This is a genomic window from Psychromonas sp. MME1 (genome assembly GCF_041080865.1).
In the GTDB taxonomy this organism is placed as follows: Bacteria; Pseudomonadota; Gammaproteobacteria; order Enterobacterales; family Psychromonadaceae; genus Psychromonas.
The window spans coordinates 1,659,721-1,675,872 of the sequence record NZ_CP160906.1; the positions used below are offsets into that span (position 1 = coordinate 1,659,721).

14 protein-coding genes are annotated in these 16,152 nt (G+C 42.4%); 8 read left to right on the forward strand and 6 right to left on the reverse strand.

Annotated elements, in window-relative coordinates; translation table 11 throughout:
• Positions 1-52: 52 nt before the first annotated feature.
• From AB2N10_RS07585 to AB2N10_RS07600, 4 genes are read left to right on the forward strand one after another with little or no spacing between them, the layout of a single operon-like run.
• Entirely contained in the window at positions 53-3,148 is a 3,096-nt protein-coding gene (locus AB2N10_RS07585) for a multidrug efflux RND transporter permease subunit (RefSeq protein WP_369434586.1), read from the forward strand.
• Positions 3,149-3,158: 10 nt separating this feature from the next.
• The gene (locus AB2N10_RS07590) at positions 3,159-6,278 is read left to right on the forward strand and encodes an efflux RND transporter permease subunit (protein ID WP_369434587.1); all 3,120 of its coding nucleotides are present in this window, start codon (positions 3,159-3,161) and stop codon (positions 6,276-6,278) included.
• Entirely contained in the window at positions 6,278-7,213 is a 936-nt protein-coding gene (locus AB2N10_RS07595; protein WP_369434588.1) for a TolC family protein, read from the forward strand. Before AB2N10_RS07590 ends, AB2N10_RS07595 begins: the two co-directional genes overlap by 1 nt.
• Positions 7,120-7,629 (forward strand): TolC family protein, encoded by a 510-nt coding sequence (locus AB2N10_RS07600; protein ID WP_354624310.1) that lies wholly within the window; start codon positions 7,120-7,122, stop codon positions 7,627-7,629. The genes AB2N10_RS07595 and AB2N10_RS07600 overlap by 94 nt, the downstream gene beginning before the upstream one ends.
• A 20-nt stretch (positions 7,630-7,649) precedes the next feature.
• On the opposite strand, the gene AB2N10_RS07605 is transcribed toward AB2N10_RS07600, so the two are convergent.
• Both AB2N10_RS07605 and AB2N10_RS07610 read right to left on the reverse strand, forming a co-directional pair.
• Positions 7,650-8,192, reverse strand: a complete 543-nt coding sequence (locus AB2N10_RS07605) for a phosphatase PAP2 family protein (RefSeq protein WP_354624309.1) — start codon at positions 8,190-8,192, stop codon at positions 7,650-7,652.
• A gap of 58 nt (positions 8,193-8,250) precedes the next feature.
• Entirely contained in the window at positions 8,251-8,979 is a 729-nt protein-coding gene (locus AB2N10_RS07610) for a hypothetical protein (protein ID WP_354624308.1), read from the reverse strand.
• 248 nt (positions 8,980-9,227) lie between these two features.
• On the opposite strand from AB2N10_RS07610, the gene AB2N10_RS07615 reads away from it, so the two are divergent.
• The 4 genes from AB2N10_RS07615 (at position 9,228) to AB2N10_RS07630 (ending at position 12,167) form a co-directional block, all read left to right on the forward strand.
• Entirely contained in the window at positions 9,228-10,115 is an 888-nt protein-coding gene (locus AB2N10_RS07615; protein ID WP_354624307.1) for a hypothetical protein, read from the forward strand.
• Between the two features lie 26 nt (positions 10,116-10,141).
• Positions 10,142-10,864, forward strand: a complete 723-nt coding sequence (locus tag AB2N10_RS07620; RefSeq protein ID WP_354624306.1) for a hypothetical protein — start codon at positions 10,142-10,144, stop codon at positions 10,862-10,864.
• Positions 10,865-10,934: 70 nt separating this feature from the next.
• Positions 10,935-11,663: a hypothetical protein gene (locus AB2N10_RS07625; RefSeq protein ID WP_369434589.1), complete on the forward strand. Its 729-nt coding sequence runs from the start codon at positions 10,935-10,937 to the stop codon at positions 11,661-11,663.
• Positions 11,664-11,672: 9 nt separating this feature from the next.
• A complete protein-coding gene (locus tag AB2N10_RS07630; protein ID WP_354624304.1) occupies positions 11,673-12,167 on the forward strand; it encodes a DUF2147 domain-containing protein in 495 nt (164 codons plus the stop codon).
• Between the two features lie 4 nt (positions 12,168-12,171).
• Here AB2N10_RS07630 and AB2N10_RS07635 read toward each other — a convergent pair whose 3' ends face one another.
• Genes AB2N10_RS07635 through AB2N10_RS07650 form a run of 4 tightly spaced genes read right to left on the reverse strand, consistent with a single transcriptional unit; the run spans position 12,172 to position 15,986 of the window.
• Positions 12,172-13,515, reverse strand: a complete 1,344-nt coding sequence (locus tag AB2N10_RS07635) for an oligosaccharide flippase family protein (protein ID WP_354624303.1) — start codon at positions 13,513-13,515, stop codon at positions 12,172-12,174.
• A gap of 60 nt (positions 13,516-13,575) precedes the next feature.
• The gene (locus AB2N10_RS07640; protein WP_369434590.1) at positions 13,576-14,778 is read right to left on the reverse strand and encodes an aminotransferase class I/II-fold pyridoxal phosphate-dependent enzyme; all 1,203 of its coding nucleotides are present in this window, start codon (positions 14,776-14,778) and stop codon (positions 13,576-13,578) included.
• Positions 14,775-15,023: a phosphopantetheine-binding protein gene (locus tag AB2N10_RS07645; protein WP_354624301.1), complete on the reverse strand. Its 249-nt coding sequence runs from the start codon at positions 15,021-15,023 to the stop codon at positions 14,775-14,777. The genes AB2N10_RS07640 and AB2N10_RS07645 overlap by 4 nt, the downstream gene beginning before the upstream one ends.
• Positions 15,024-15,986 carry an NAD-dependent epimerase/dehydratase family protein gene (locus AB2N10_RS07650; protein WP_354624300.1) on the reverse strand — a complete coding sequence of 321 codons (963 nt, stop codon included), beginning with the start codon at positions 15,984-15,986 and terminating at the stop codon, positions 15,024-15,026.
• Positions 15,987-16,152 lie beyond the last annotated feature (166 nt).

Sequence of the window (16,152 nt, forward strand, 5' to 3'; positions counted from 1 at the left end):
CACTGACATCCCCCCTGATGTTTGTCCATTTTAATTCACAACAGGGTTGTCTATGAATATTTCACGTCCCTTTATCCTAAGACCCGTTGCAACATCACTGTTAATGGTGGCAATTATGCTAGTGGGCATTTTTGCTTACCGTTTGTTGCCACTATCGGCTTTGCCTAAGTTTGATTATCCAATCATCCAAGTAGTCACATTATACCCAGGGGCTAGTCCAAAAGTTATCACCTCAACAATTACCGCCCCCTTAGAGCGGCAGTTTGGGCGTATTCCCGGTTTAAATCAGATGTCATCGACCAGTTCAGGCGGTGCCTCCATTATCACCTTACAGTTTAATCTTGATCTGCCATTAGATATTGCTGAACAAGATGTACAATCGGCAATCAATGGCGCAGTCAGTGCACTACCAAGGGATCTGCCTCAGTTTCCTATTTACAATAAAATTAATCCGGCTGATCCGGCAATTATCACCTTGGCACTCACCTCCGATACATTACCTTTATCCTTATTACAACAATTAGCTGAAACACGGTTAACAGCTAAAATTGCTCAAGTATCCGGCGTTGGACTGGTCAGTATCAGTGGCGGACAGCGACCTGCTGTTAGAATCCAAGCCAATCCAAATGCATTAGCGGCTTACAAACTTTCCCTTGATGATTTACGTATAGCCATTGGCAACGCGAACTCGAACTTACCCAATGGGGGATTTGACGGCCCAACTCAAGCTTCAATAATTAATGCTAATGATCAGCTTAAATCGATTGATGAATTCAAGTCGATGATTATTGCTTATCGTGATGGCTCCCCTATTCGCATGTCAGATGTTGCCGATGTAAGTGATGGCATTGAAGATACCCACCTTGCCGCTTGGGCAAATAAATCGGCTGCATTAATTATAAATATTCAACGCCAACCCGATGCCAATGTTATCCGGGTAGTCGACAACATCAAAACATTACTCCCTGAATTACAAGCCTCTCTACCACAGGGCGTCAATGTTGCTACTTTATCGGATAGAACCGAAATGATCCGCTCCTCGGTACGTGATGTACAGTTTGAGCTATTTATTTCGATTGCCTTAGTCGTGATGGTGATATTTCTGTTTTTACGTAATATCCCTGCGACAATTATTCCAAGTGTCGCTGTACCACTCTCACTTGTTGGCACCTTTGCCGTTATGTATCTTGCCGGTTTTTCTATTAATAACCTTACTCTGATGGCAATGATTATTGCGACGGGATTTGTGGTCGATGATGCGATCGTTATGATTGAAAATATCATGCGTCATATAGAAGCCGGTGAGCCGCCACTCGTCGCTGCATTAAAAGGATCGAAACAAATTGGTTTCACCATTATTTCCTTAACCGTTTCATTAATCGCCGTCATGATCCCTTTACTCTTTATGGGGGATGTTATAGGGCGATTATTTAGCGAATTTGCAATTACTCTTTCCGTGGCCATCTTAATTTCAGCGTTAGTCTCTTTGACCTTAACACCGATGATGTGCGCTCGTTTACTAAAACACGATCCGACTAAAAATCAAGCACAACAATTTCACGATAGTAATAGTTGGTTTGAGCGCCTGACGCGACGCTATGGAAAGCTGTTAGAGTGGGTACTTGCTCGACAAATGTTAACATTAATGGTCGCATTGGCAACCTTACTACTGACCTTTGTATTATACGTTTTGATTCCAAAGGGGTTTTTCCCAGTACAAGATACAGGCGCAATTCAAGGTATTTCTCAAGCACCAGAGAGCATCTCATTTACAGCAATGGCTGAACGACAACAGGCATTAGGAGCGATCATACTCGAAGATCCTGCGGTGCAAAGCATCTCCTCTTTTATTGGTGTCGATAGTAGTAATCCGACACTTAATAGTGGCCGTTTCACTATCAATTTAAAACCATTAGCAGATAGAGATGCCGGTGTTCAAGCGGTTATTCGACGCCTGCAAACAGCGGCACAAAAAATACCGGGAATCGAATTATTTATGCAACCTGTACAAGATCTCACCATTGAATATCAAGTGAGCCGTACACAGTATCAACTTTCCATCGAAGATGCTGATGGTGATTTATTACGTCAATGGGTACCCCGTATTGTTTCACGATTACAGCAATCATCAACGTTAGCAGATGTAACCAGCAATCAACTTGATGCCGGGTTAGAAGCCCACATAGAGATAAATCGCGATTTAGCAGGCCGATTAGGTGTCACTGCGCAGGCGGTCAATAACACGCTTTATAATGCCTTTGGCCAGCGACAAGTTGCCACTCTATTTACAACAACTAGTCAGCAACATGTGGTTCTCGAAGTTAAACCTGAATTTAGCAAGGGTATTGAAGCATTGAATAATGTCTATATCAGTGTTGCCAATGGCAGTAAGCCTGATAAGCAAATACTGCTAACTTCCATAGCAGAAATCACTGAACGCAGTGCACCTTTAGCGATTAATCGTATCGGCCAGTTCCCGGCAATCACGATTTCCTTCAACCTTGCAGAAGGAGCGTCCTTGGATGCAGCGCTGGAGGCAATAGAGATTGCACAACATGATTTGCAATTACCCGCCAGCATGCAGCTAAAACTGCAAGGCTCTGCCCAAGCCTTCAAAAGCTCATTAACAAGTCAGCTGTTATTAATTCTCGCTGCAATCATCACCGTTTATATTGTATTAGGTGTTCTTTACGAGAGCTATATCCACCCAATTACTATTCTATCAAGCTTACCCTCTGCAGGTATTGGAGCGTTACTTGCTTTGATGATGACGGGTAATGAGCTCAATGTTATCTCTATTATCGGGATTATTTTATTAATTGGCATCGTCATGAAAAATGCCATTATGATGATCGACTTCGCACTAGAGGCACAGCGAGATGAAGGTATCAGCGCAAGAGATGCAATATTTAAAGCGTCACTACTGCGTTTTCGTCCAATCATCATGACATCGATGGCGACACTACTGGCTGCTCTACCATTAATGCTTGGTTGGGGAAATGGCTCCGAGTTACGCCATCCGCTTGGTGTAACCTTAGTCGGGGGCTTGATTGTCAGCCAAATGCTAACGCTGTTCACCACGCCTGTTATATATCTTCTATTTGAGCGACTCGGACATCGTAATAAAATGACCGATGATAATGAATAAGTGAATATCTATGAATTTCTCTAAACCATTCATCGATCGTCCCGTCGCAACCACATTACTCACTATTGGTATGATGTTGGTCGGTGCGGTTGCCCTGTACTTGCTTCCCGTTGCTCCTTTACCAAAGGTTGATATTCCGACCATCAAAGTAAAGGCTTCATTACCCGGAGCAAGCCCAGAAACAATGGCAGCAGCCGTCACAACGCCGCTGGAACGATCCTTGGGACGCATATCTGGTATTACAGAGATGACATCAACCAGTACCCTTGGTACGGCAAATATTGTTTTACAATTTGATTTTTCACGCGATGTAAACGGTGCCGCACGGGATGTGCAAGCCGCGCTAAATGCGGCACAAGGATCGCTGCCTGCCGGCCTTGCAAGTAATCCGAGTTATCGTAAAGTCGATCCGGCTGACGCCCCTGTCATGATACTTGGGCTGACATCGGATACCATGACTTCAGGGCAAATCTATGATGTAGCCTCGACCATCATTGCGCAGAAATTATCGCAATTAAAAGGCGTTGGCGATGTTGAAATCGGTGGAGGCTCCCCCCCTGCTGTACGAATTGAGTTAAATCCCCATGTCCTTAATCAATATGCAATTGAATTTAAAGATGTGCGTAACGCCATCGCGGCTACCAACTCATACCAACCACAGGGTGCATTAGAGGAAGGTGATAAACGCTGGCAATTATCGGTCAATAGCGAAGCGAGTAATGCGCAAGCGTATATGCCAATCATCATTGGTTACAATCAATCAGGAGCCAGTTTACAACTTAAAGATGCCGCCAATGTGGTTGATTCCGTTAAAGATTTACGCCATGCCGGATTAGCAAATGAAAAGCCAGCGGTGCTCGTATTAATCAGGCGCGCCCCTAATGCAAACATCATTGAGACCGTTGAAAGCGTCAACCAACTACTGCCCACTCTGCAAGCCTCATTACCTAATGCGCTCGACGTTGATGTTATGATGGAACGGACATCAACTGTTCGCGCTTCGATGCACGATGCGGGTGAAACGCTTATCATAGCCGTTATATTAGTCACCTTAGTTGTACTTTTATTCTTACGTAATTGGCGAGCGGCACTGGTTCCGATTGTAGCGGTTCCGGTATCTTTAATCGCAACTTTTTCCATGATGTATCTGCTCGATTACAACTTAGATAATTTATCGTTAATGGCATTAACCATTGTCGTTGGCTTCGTCGTTGATGACACCATTGTGGTACTTGAAAATGTAATGCGCCACATCGAAAATGGTTTATCTCCTCGTGCGGCCGCCTTAGTGGGTGCCAAGGAAGTGAGTTCAACTATACTGACCATGACCCTAGTTTTGATTGCCGTATTTTTACCCATGCTATTAATGGGAGGCTATGTCGGATTATTTGTACGTGAATTTGCCGTTACATTAGCCGTTGCTATCATCATTTCCTTAATTGTTGCATTAACAACTGCGCCTATGATGTGTGCACAATTACTAAAATCCGCTGATGCAATACCTAAACACAACAAACTCTACCAATGGAGCGAACGCGGTTTTACAGCGCTGTTACGTGGTTATGATGTCAGTTTACAGTGGGTACTTAAGCGCCCTAAATTTACCATGCTGATGCTACTGGCAACGATATTTTTCAATGTCTACCTTTATGTGATAGTGCCTAAGGGCTATTTCCCTGAACAAGATACAGGACAAATAACCGGCAGGATTGAGGGTGACCAAAGCGCCTCATTCAAGGTAATGGAAAGTAAACTAAAGCAATATATCGAACTAATTAGTGCCGATCCAGGCGTAGATAGTGTGGTCGGATTTACCGGAGGGGGTCAAAGTAATAGAGGTGAGCTATTTATTATGCTCAAACCTTTGGCGGACCGCGGCGTTACCGCATTTGAAATTGTAGAACGGCTACGCCCACAAATTGATAACATTCCCGGTGCGCTATTGACCCTAAAACCTGTACAAGATATTCGTATGGGTGGCCGTCGTAGCCGCTCTTCCTACGAATACACCCTGCAATCCGATGACCTTGATATTCTCAGGGAATGGGAGCCTAGGATCCGTAACGCTCTCGCAAAAGTCCCTGAATTAATTGACGTTGATACCGATGAGCAAAATAAAGGGATACAGACGGAGTTAGTCATTGATAGAGATGCAGCCGCTCGCTATGGTATTACCATTAAACAGATAAATACACTGCTTAACCATGCCTTTGCACAACGATCTGTAGCAACTATTTATGAACCATTGAATCAATATCAGGTGGTCATGGGATTAGCGGCTGAATATGCACAATCACCACAATCACTGGATCATATCTACCTTAAATCGGCTGATGGCGGACAGGTCCCGCTTTCCATGATTGCGACCTATCAGCAAAGCGTTTCTGGATTAAGAGTTGAGCACCATGGCTTGCTCCCTGCTATCAATATCTCCTTTAATCGCGCTCCCGGCGTCTCTTTATCTCAGGCGACTAATGCCATTAAGGCTGCAATGGAGGATATTGGCGTACCCAGTGCGATTCGCGGTAGTTTTCAAGGCTCAGCAAAAGCATTTAAAAAAATGCTTGATGAACAGCCTATTTTACTACTCGCCGCTTTCTTAACACTTTATATTGTTTTAGGTATGCTCTATGAAAGCTTAATTCATCCATTAACAATATTATCAACACTCCCATCTGCGGGAGTTGGCGCACTCTTAGCCCTACTCTTTTTTGAGACCGATTTTAATGTCATTGCCATGATTGGTATTTTTATGCTGATCGGAATTGTAATGAAAAATGCGATCATGATGATTGATTTCGCTCTCGCGGCACAACGTCAATCATCAATTACACCGGAAAAGGCGATCTATGAAGCTTGTATATTGCGATTTAGACCAATATTAATGACCTCGCTTGCTGCATTACTTGCAGCTATTCCATTAGCTATCGGTCAAGGAGATGGCGCTGAAATGCGCCAACCACTTGGCATAGCCATTGGTGGAGGATTAATTATGAGCCAATTATTAACACTCTATACCACCCCCGTTGTTTATCTTTACCTAGATAAGTTCAGCCATTGGTTAAAGCAATTACGCCGCCCTGTTCATCGCACCACGGATATCACAAACGTGGTGGAGGATTTAAAATAATGATAGCCCCTCTACAAAAAAATATATTAAGCAAACTTATTTGCATCTCATTGGCCACCTTTAGTATTGGTTGTACCGTTGTTGGCCCTGATTATGAGCGCCCAAGCATGGATATACCCGATGCCTATAAAGAAAGCGCTGATAATAATCAGTTATCCAATTTCAAAGTAACAAATAACGCTGCTTGGTGGTTGGTTTATAACGATTCGGATCTTGATCAACTACTTTCTCAAGTGGAACTAAATAATTATTCATTACAAAGCATGGCAGCCAAATTATCACAGGCGACCGCATTAGCGAATATCGCTCAAGCGGGGAAATCACCAACCGTTGTTGCCGGTGGTAGCAATGATTTGGGGATTTTAATGAATTGGGAGCTCGATTTATGGGGCAAACTGCAACGTAACATTGAAGCCAATGAAGCCTTTGTTGCAGCAAGTCAAGCGGACCTTGCGGCTGCCAAATTATCATTACAGGCACAACTTGCAAAAAACTATTTTCTGTTAAGAGTGCAAGATGAAGAGCTATCGCTATTACAAAATACCGTCTTTTCCTATGAAAGTTCTTTACAGATCACCCGTAATCAATATGATGCTGGCGTCGCTAATAGCGATAATATTGCGCAAGCACAGGGTCAATTAAGCAGCGCAAAAGTTCAATTATTTAATGCGCAAATAACACGCGCGCAACTTGAACACAGTCTTGCAATACTAACGGGCAAAGCACCTAGTGATTTTTCACTTCCAGCAAAATCTTTTGCTATACAAGTACCGATCATTCCTGAAACCTTACCCGCAGACCTACTGAACGCCGCCCCGATATTGTTGCTGCAGAAAGACGCATGGCGGAAGCTAGTGCAAAAATTGGGGTTGCCATGGCACAAGCATACCCAGAGGTTAGCCTATTTGCAGGAGCCACTATCTCGCGTGGTTTAATAGGAGGTGCAAAAGGAGAGGTACCACTCTATTCTGCAGGTGCAATTGACGCATTAAGCAGCTCTGCAAAGGCTGAATATGAATCCGTTGTCGCCAATTATCGTCAAACCATACTTAATAGTTTTAAAGAGGTGGAAGACAGCATGGTCGAATTGCAACTACTAGAGGAAGTATCTCACTCTCAAAACAATGCATTAACTGCATTACGTGAAGTCGTGAAGGTGACCAATAATCAATATAACGCTGGTGTTACAAACTACCAATCGATCATTATTGCGCAGGCCTCGGCCCTCTCCAATGAGCGCGAAGCATTAAAAATTCTAGGGCGTCGCCTACTAGCAAGTGTGACATTAATTAAATCACTTGGTGGAGGGTGGCAGGCTACACCTCCCACTAGCGAAGAAACTGAGCAGTAGTTGCAGCTCAGCTCCACATACTACCAATACATTGTCAAGTTAAGCCCAACACCTTGGGTATCGACCCAAGGTGTTAACTGTACTTGATCATCATAAGCATCAGTAAAAAACCAACCACTTGCAATGCCGATAGCGGCGCCCGCTAACACATCATGCCAATAGTGTTTATCTGCAGCGACACGAGCCCCACCAGTAAGCGACGCTACGGCATAGGCAGGGAATCCAATTTCCCAACCGTAACGACGATGTAGCGTTGTCGCTGAAGCAAAGGCCCTTGTTGTATGGCCAGAAGGAAAACTATCATTATCACTCTTATCAGGGCGTTCCTCATTGATTAGCGCTTTACCAACAAAAGTAACTCCACTAGCTAAAAGAATACTATAGCCTGCTTGACGGGTACCTTCCCAGTCATCACGTACTGCCGGCAACGCTAAGGCAGTACCAAGTAAAGAATAAACACCGATGTCACTGATGTTCTCCCATTTCTTATCACTTAAGGCATGCGCAACGGGAATGGTTGAAACCATTAATATTAAAAAAGAACCGATATAACGAGAAAACATAACAAACTCCTTTTTGTTGAAGAGATTTAGCCCATTTCATCTAAAATAGGCATCATAATTAACAGGTATGTTTATCATATCCACGTTCAGTTAATGATTGTGATATAACCTCTCTTACCTCCGCTAATACATCCTCTAACGGTTGTACTGTGTCTATTTCTGCAATAGGTGCGCCATTAAAGGTAAGTTGCGGGACAACTTTAATTTTTTTCTCTAATGAATCTCTTTTGTGGTCTGGCTTACGTGCACAGGCAGTATCCAAATCAACATTCAGTCTAATCACTAAATCAGGGGTATAACTGGTCATCCATTGAAAAGCTTTATGCTCTTGCTTGGCTAACCAACGTACAATAGAGCTCCCCTTGGCCGTAATCGATAATCCTGGACCATCAATCGCTTTAGTATATTCATTTTGCGGATAGCGATCGGTAATAATAATTAACCCTTTACTGCGTAATTTCATCATACGATGATACCGGCGCAGGCGTCTTAGAGTCAGTAAATAGATAACTAATGACGGTAAAAATTCCGGTGTTTTGTCGGCGTCATAAGCTTTATGCACCTTTACCGCTTTACTTTCTTGAACTCGTTCAATCCATTTGCCAATCAATGGTAAATTATTTAAGGCTCGCCCAAGGTTGCCCCCTTGCTTACCTAAATGTGCACTTGCTGCAGGACCATAACTTTGTGCCCATACCAAAGCTTGTTCGACAACGGTTGATTTCCCTGAACCATCACAACCGACTATCGCTATCATCGGTGCTAGTTTTTTTTCATTGGCTGACATTTATAACCCTTTAACATTTTAAAATATTGATAATTTATAACTATTTAGCCGCATGATGCGCAACTGAATAAAATAGTTACGCATAATATCACATCATCAATTCGATGGGATATTTGTTACCGTTAATACCCTTTTTTGTGATTTACACTTTAAAGGTTGTCACACATTGACCTTAACAACGGATAAAACATACAATGCCTAACAGTTATAGCGCTTAGCAATCATTATTTATAAATTCAGGATCATCTATGAAATCGGAAGCTGACAAAAGTTTTGCCACCAATACCACTATAGATCAGCCGTTACCATTTACTAGGGAACAGTGTGAAAAACTTTTTGCAGCTGTGCTTGTACATGACGATATCTATCCAAATGCAACGCTTCCCGATGAAATCCACCTAAACTATAGTCAAGCACAACTTAATCAATGCTATCAACTATGCCTACAACTTTGGGAACTCGGTGTACAACGGCAAACCTTAAAAGCACTGATTTTCAAAATATACCGACAACACCAACTTGACCCTGCTGAACAGGAGGTCTATAAAGATATCCGAGCTAAATTCAAACACCTTCGCTTTGCCTATGTGACCTGTGGAGAGAATCATACATACCCTAACCTTTTTAGTAATTTAACTAGAAAGATGGGGAAATTTCAGGATGCGTTTAAAAATAAAAAATATAGCAACATGAAATGGGCCGTTAATCGATTACGCATATTACTTACCCCCTTTGTTTATAGATTTATAACAAGGGAAGTGGAGCACTTTAAAGCAAGTAGCACGGAAACGTTTCAACACTATATACATAGTGAAATTGATTTTATACGTTTACACCTTAAGCAATCTGAAGTGACCGGAAAAGAGTTTCATGAAACGAGAAAAGTCATTAGCCGTCAAGTTGCTCTTTACGACAATCTCAAAGTTCTTTATCCATCACAGTACCACAACAAGATCTCTGAATATCTTAGTACAATAAATGGTATGATGGGCAGCTTTCATGATGATCTGATTATCACTAAGTTCGCAGATCCTGAAAAATATTTTGAGGATACTTTTCCAATACCAGCTGAGATAAAAGTACGCTTAGAAAGCTACACGCAAAAATTCCAGTTAATGAAAAGTACAGAGCATTAATATCCCGACATATATACGAGTTTAATTTGAAATCTTCATATCCACAAAAAGAGCAGGTTCTTAGCAATGTCATTGCCGTAATTGGCTGTGACGGCTCAGGAAAATCGACACTAACCGCTGATTTACTGACACAATTACAATCACATGCCCCTGTTGAGCTACTCTATTTAGGGCAATCATCCGGCAATATTGGCGATTGGATAAAAAGCCGTCCATTCATTGGCCCGTCATTGAGTCGCTACTTAAAAAACAAGGCTAAAGGTGCTCATAGCAAAGAGAGCAAATCACCCGATACAGCGACCACAATCGTAATATATCTGCTCTCCCTATGGCGAGCACATAAGTTTCGGCGCATGTTATCACTTACCCGTAAAGGCACATTAGTGATCACGGATCGTTATCCTCAGGCTGAGACGGCAGGGTTTTACTTCGATGGCACAGGGCTCGGTGGATTAAATCACAATAGTTGGTTAGTGCGTAAATTAGCAGCTCGAGAGCAAAAACTGTATGAATGGATGGCCAGCCATATTCCGACACTATTAATACGACTTAATATTGATGCACAAACGGCACACGATCGTAAACCCGACCATAAATTAAAAATGTTAGAAGCCAAAGTGTCGGTTATTCCAACCCTCACTTTCAATGGTGCGGATATTCTCGAATTAGATGGTACCTCTCCTTACCAGCAGGTGCTAGATACCGCCTTAACAAAAATCAACCAAAAATTAACCCGTAATAGATTTTAATCCCCTAGATAACCGGCGTATGCTTAATTTTTAGCTATCCTTGTTATTAATATTATTAACTGAGTTTTACATGTTTGAATTTAAACGCAATAAAAAAAGAATCGATACACCTCTGATCGGGGTCGTCGCCGTTGTCGGTTGCGATGGTACAGGAAAATCTACCCTAACGGCAGATTTACTCACTCATCTACGGGCTAATGGTCGCGTTGAAAGACGTTATTTAGGCACTATTTCGGGTGAAATGGGTGACAAAATAAAATATATCCCATTTTTTGGTGTTAGATTAGAACGCTATCTCAATGCTAAAGCGCAACGTGCGCAAGATATCAAGAAAAATTTACCCGGTACAACCACCTCGATCATTATGTACATCCTCTCTTGGTGGCGTGCACTGCAACTACTCAAAGTTCGTCGATTGTCACGTAAAGGAATACAAGTTATTGCAGATCGTTATCCTCAAGCTGAAATAGCCGGTTTTCATTATGATGGTCCAGGTTTAACCGTAAATAGAACCAATAACTTACTAATTCGTAAACTTGCAGAGCGTGAACAACGACTCTATGAATGGATGGCTTGTCACAAACCGGATCTCATCATTCGCCTTAACATAGATGCGGATACCGCCTATTCTCGCAAACCAGACCATAACATCGTAGAGTTACGTGATAAAATTTCAGTGATGCCACGCTTAACATTTAATGGCGTACAGATTTGCGATATCGATTCCCGAGCGCCCTATCAAGAAGTCTTAGAGGCGGCCTTACAAGCTATCGCTCAATATCACAATAAGCGCCAATAAAAGATAGCCATGACATTGAAATATAAACTCCCACTATGTTTTTCGCTATGCGTTGCGGCAAATGCCTTTGGCCTGCCGTTATCAACAGAGGGTAAAGGCGAGGTTTATGGTCTTTGGCTCGAACGTGATAAACAAAAAGTGGCGGTATTGGTTGAGGATTGTCAGGGACAGTTATGCGGAAAAATAGTCTGGTTGAAAAAGCCTTATAAGAAAGATGGTAAACCTAAACTTGATAGCAAAAATCCAGACAAAGCACGACGAAATACTCCTCGTTGTGGCTTGACCATACTCTCTGGATTTACTGCCGTTGATAAAAACCATTGGCGCGATGGAACGATTTATAACCCGAGCGATGGTGATACCTACCGCAGTACTATCGAGCTTACTGACCAAGGGGAGCTCGAAGTAAGAGGCTATGTCGGTATTCCCTTTTTTGGGATAACAACACATTGGATCCGTCCAAACAGTAAACTACAGTGGTGTAATAGCAATTGGTATGAATAGCAAACTACTTGCTCTTTTTCTTCACCACAGGAATAGTTAATATACTTTTATGGATTAAATTTAACATAACCATGGGAGGAATTGCCGCACCAACACAAGCTGCTATTCCTGCACCAATCAAACTAAAAAATGAAGTCAACGCAAAAAACATCACTAAATAAAGCAGTGCAGATAGCGTATAAACACGCAAAACTAAACCAGCATGACCAATCGCATAAGATGCCGAACGTAATGACGAGGCCGTCAAATCTAAGGTAGATGCAAACAATAATAGTGCCAGTACTGGTGCTGCTGCAATATACTCTTGACCGACAGTAAGTTGTAGCAATGCCTCTCCAAAGAAAAGAGCGACAACGACAAAGACAAGGCCAAATAATGCACCTAGCATGGCCGTTCGATAGGCCACGACTTTAAAGTCACTACTGCCCTGATTCCAACTACGCGTTAAATCAAGAAAGACCACTTGACGAATCAGTGCCGCAGGCTGTGAAAGTAAACTAGAAAACTGCCGTGCTAGACGTAATAAACCCGCTTCTGATGCTCCCAATAAGTAACCAGCCAACATCACTGTGATACGTTTAGGAACCATATCGACATTAGCTTGCCAATAGGTCACCCAAATAAAATGGCGTAGCCCTGTGAATTCGTCAACTCGCATATTATGTGTATCTTGTGAATTTTCAGCAGGCCCGATTTTTTTACGGTATTCACGCCACCCATAAAAATTTAGGTAGAGATCTTCACTTATTGAACCAATTGCTAAGATAGAAATAAACACAGCAAATGAAGCATCAAACCACCATGCAATACAAACACCTACAAAACGAACGAGTGGTCCAACTGACATTTGTTTGCCGATAATATCAAATTTATCAAATAATCGCAGAAGACCTCGAGAGGTGCCATTGCCTATCGAAGCGAAAATAACAAAACTATATAGGGTGAGAAAAAAAACGTGGTTACTATCCATTCCCATGTGAGGGCCAACGACGGGTGCTAACAATATCGCAATGATCGCCCCACTCGCAGTTGTGATAAGGTCAAGACGCCAACAAATCTGAATTAAACGACGTAATGTACGGGTATCTTTAGCATCATAGGCAGGCACACCAAATCGAACAATGGCATCAAAAAGTTTAAAATTAAGCAGGCCTCGAGTCAGTAATGCATAGGTTTCGATCAACACTATCATACCAAACTCAACAGGCCCAAGTACTCTGGCAAGTAGAGCCGTAACACCAAATAACATCAAGGCGGCAACCACTCGTCCGCGAGCAAGCAGCAAAAAATTACTTAACACTCTACGCATTGGACTTTGCACGGGAGATATCGCTTTAGCACTACTCACGTGCACTTCCTTTTATCATAATAAGCATCACTTATTGAATACTATTTTTCTCATTGATGTTTATGACGCACGTAGTTGCAGTTGTAATTTTTTACCTAACGTAGCAAATATGTCACAAATAGTGTCAATCTGTTGATCCGTATGTGCAGCACTAACGCTACAACGAATTAAGAAAGCACCATTAGGTGTCGCAGGCGGTATCATCAAGTTAGTGTAGCCCCCCATTTCAAGAAGATTATCCCAGAAGGTAAGCACTTCCATTTTATCTTTGAAAACCACCGCAACCACAGGACTTGCAGGCGCGCCCAAGGTATAACCTAACGCACTAAGCCCTGCATGTAAGCGCCTTGCATTGTAATGCAATCGCGCACGCAAATCTTTCCCCTCAGCGACCTTAACTAATGCCGCCCTCGTTGTGGCAATCGTTGATGGTGAAGGCGATGCCGTAAAAATATAGGGACGACTTGAATAGCGAATAAGATCTAATTCAGGGTGGTTACTCACACAGTAACCACCAGCAGCGCCAAGACTCTTACTAAAAGTACCAACGATAAAATCAATATCATCCAATACACCAAGTTCCTCAGCTAAACCACTGCCTCGTTCACCGAGTACGCCTAGGGAGTGTGCTTCATCTACAAATAAGTAACCACCATATTCACGTTTTACGGCAATGAACTCATTTAATAATGCGTGGTCACCAAGCATGCTGTAGATACCTTCAACGACAATCAAAGCCTCAGAGGCTTTGTCACCAAGGCGTTGCAAACGTTTTGCTAAATGTTCAGGATCATTATGACGGAAACGTAACGTTTTTGTTCCACCTAAACGGCAGCCATCGTAGATGCTGGCATGGCAATCAGCATCTAATATGACGGTATCATCGGGGCCGGCAAGTGTTGATAACATGCCTAAATTAGCTAAATACCCCGTAGAAAATACAATACAATCCCTTTTTTGATAAAATGCAGCCAATTCCAACTCTAAATTTCGGTGGCCAGAATAACTCCCATTAGCCATACGCGAACCAGTTGTCCCAGTCCCTTCGAATTCTAATGCATTGTATGCAGCGTCAAGGCAGTCTTTATCAAATGTCAGACCTAAGTAATTATTTGTGCCCGCTAAAATCGTTTTTCGCCCGCGAATAATCCCCTCCGTTGGGCTATTCATTTTTTCAACCTGGATGCCAAAGGGATCGATTCCTAACATTTCAAGTTGTTGGCGTTTCTCTAAAATAGCGTTGAATTTTGTAAAAATGCTCATATCTCACCAGCTGTAATTTTTTCTATTTGTATCACAAGATCCTTGACGGTCTTTACGTTTTTTAAAACACTAACTGGAATTGATATCTCATAATAATCTTCTACGTCCAGTATCAATTCCATGATATGCAAAGAATCCAATTGTAATTGTTTAACTAAATCAGTGTTTTCATCTATTTCTAAATATTTTTCTGTTCGTAATGCGAGGGCGTTACACACATAAGCAAGCAAACTTTGCTGTTCCATTTAGCCCCCTTTAGATTTATCATCTTTATTGAAGATAGTTGCCAAACCACGTTGCAAATTATATTGCGGTTGCCAGTCAATCACCTGACGGAATGCTTTATTATCTGCTAACCAATCAGGGTGGATAATTTCTCTTACCTTACCAGGCGTTAACATTGGCGCATAGGAAAACAATGTTGCAGCGAACAAATTAATCTTCGCGACTATATTAAAAATAAATATAGGGATCTGTATCCGCCGGACTTTACCACCATCACGTAACACGCGGCTACCAATTTCAAGGATGTTAGCCCAGTTATAGCCACCTTGAAAACCATCGTCTAGCTCAAATGTCTGACCATAGCCGCTGTCCGCTTCTAACCAAGCGATTATAGCCAGCGCTAAATCATCAACATAAATCATCGATATACTGCTATTTTTCACTGCTGGCGTAGGGGCAAAGCCATTCGCGATACTGCGAAATAGTGGCAATAACTCTTTATCCCCCGGTCCATATACCGCAGGCGGTCGTAATATTGTCCAGCGTAAATTTTTTGCTACCTTTTTTAGCGCGCACTCTCCACGCCATTTGCTGCCTGCGTAATAAGATAATTGTGACTCACGTGCTGCTAATGATGAAATAAGTAGAAAACGAGGCGCAATGCTTTGCTCCGCTGCAGCTTCGGCTACATTTAAAGCCCCCTGTTCATTTACCTTATCAAAATCTTCCTGAGTAGCCCCCCTTACCACACCCGCACAATGAATAACGGTATGCGTACCTTTGACAAAATCACGCAATAATTGCGGATTGCTCAAATCGCCTGCAACCCAGGTTACTCCGGGCAATTTTGGCTGAGTCCGTCCTTTTTTAGGGCGATACAGGGCACGCACATGCCAGCCCCTATGTACAAGCAAGGAGATAAGCCGGCTTCCGATAAATCCGGTCGCGCCAGTAAGCGCTATTTCTAATTTAGTAGTAGACAATTTTTGATCTTAATTTATGGCAAGGGTTTTGAACATGGTTAGCGTTATATGAATTCATCCATGACCTCACGATAGCAGTATTAAACCGCTGCATTATACATACCAGCTATGTTGATGCAAACTCAATACCTCAACTCATTGCATACTTATAATGAATTGTGTGACC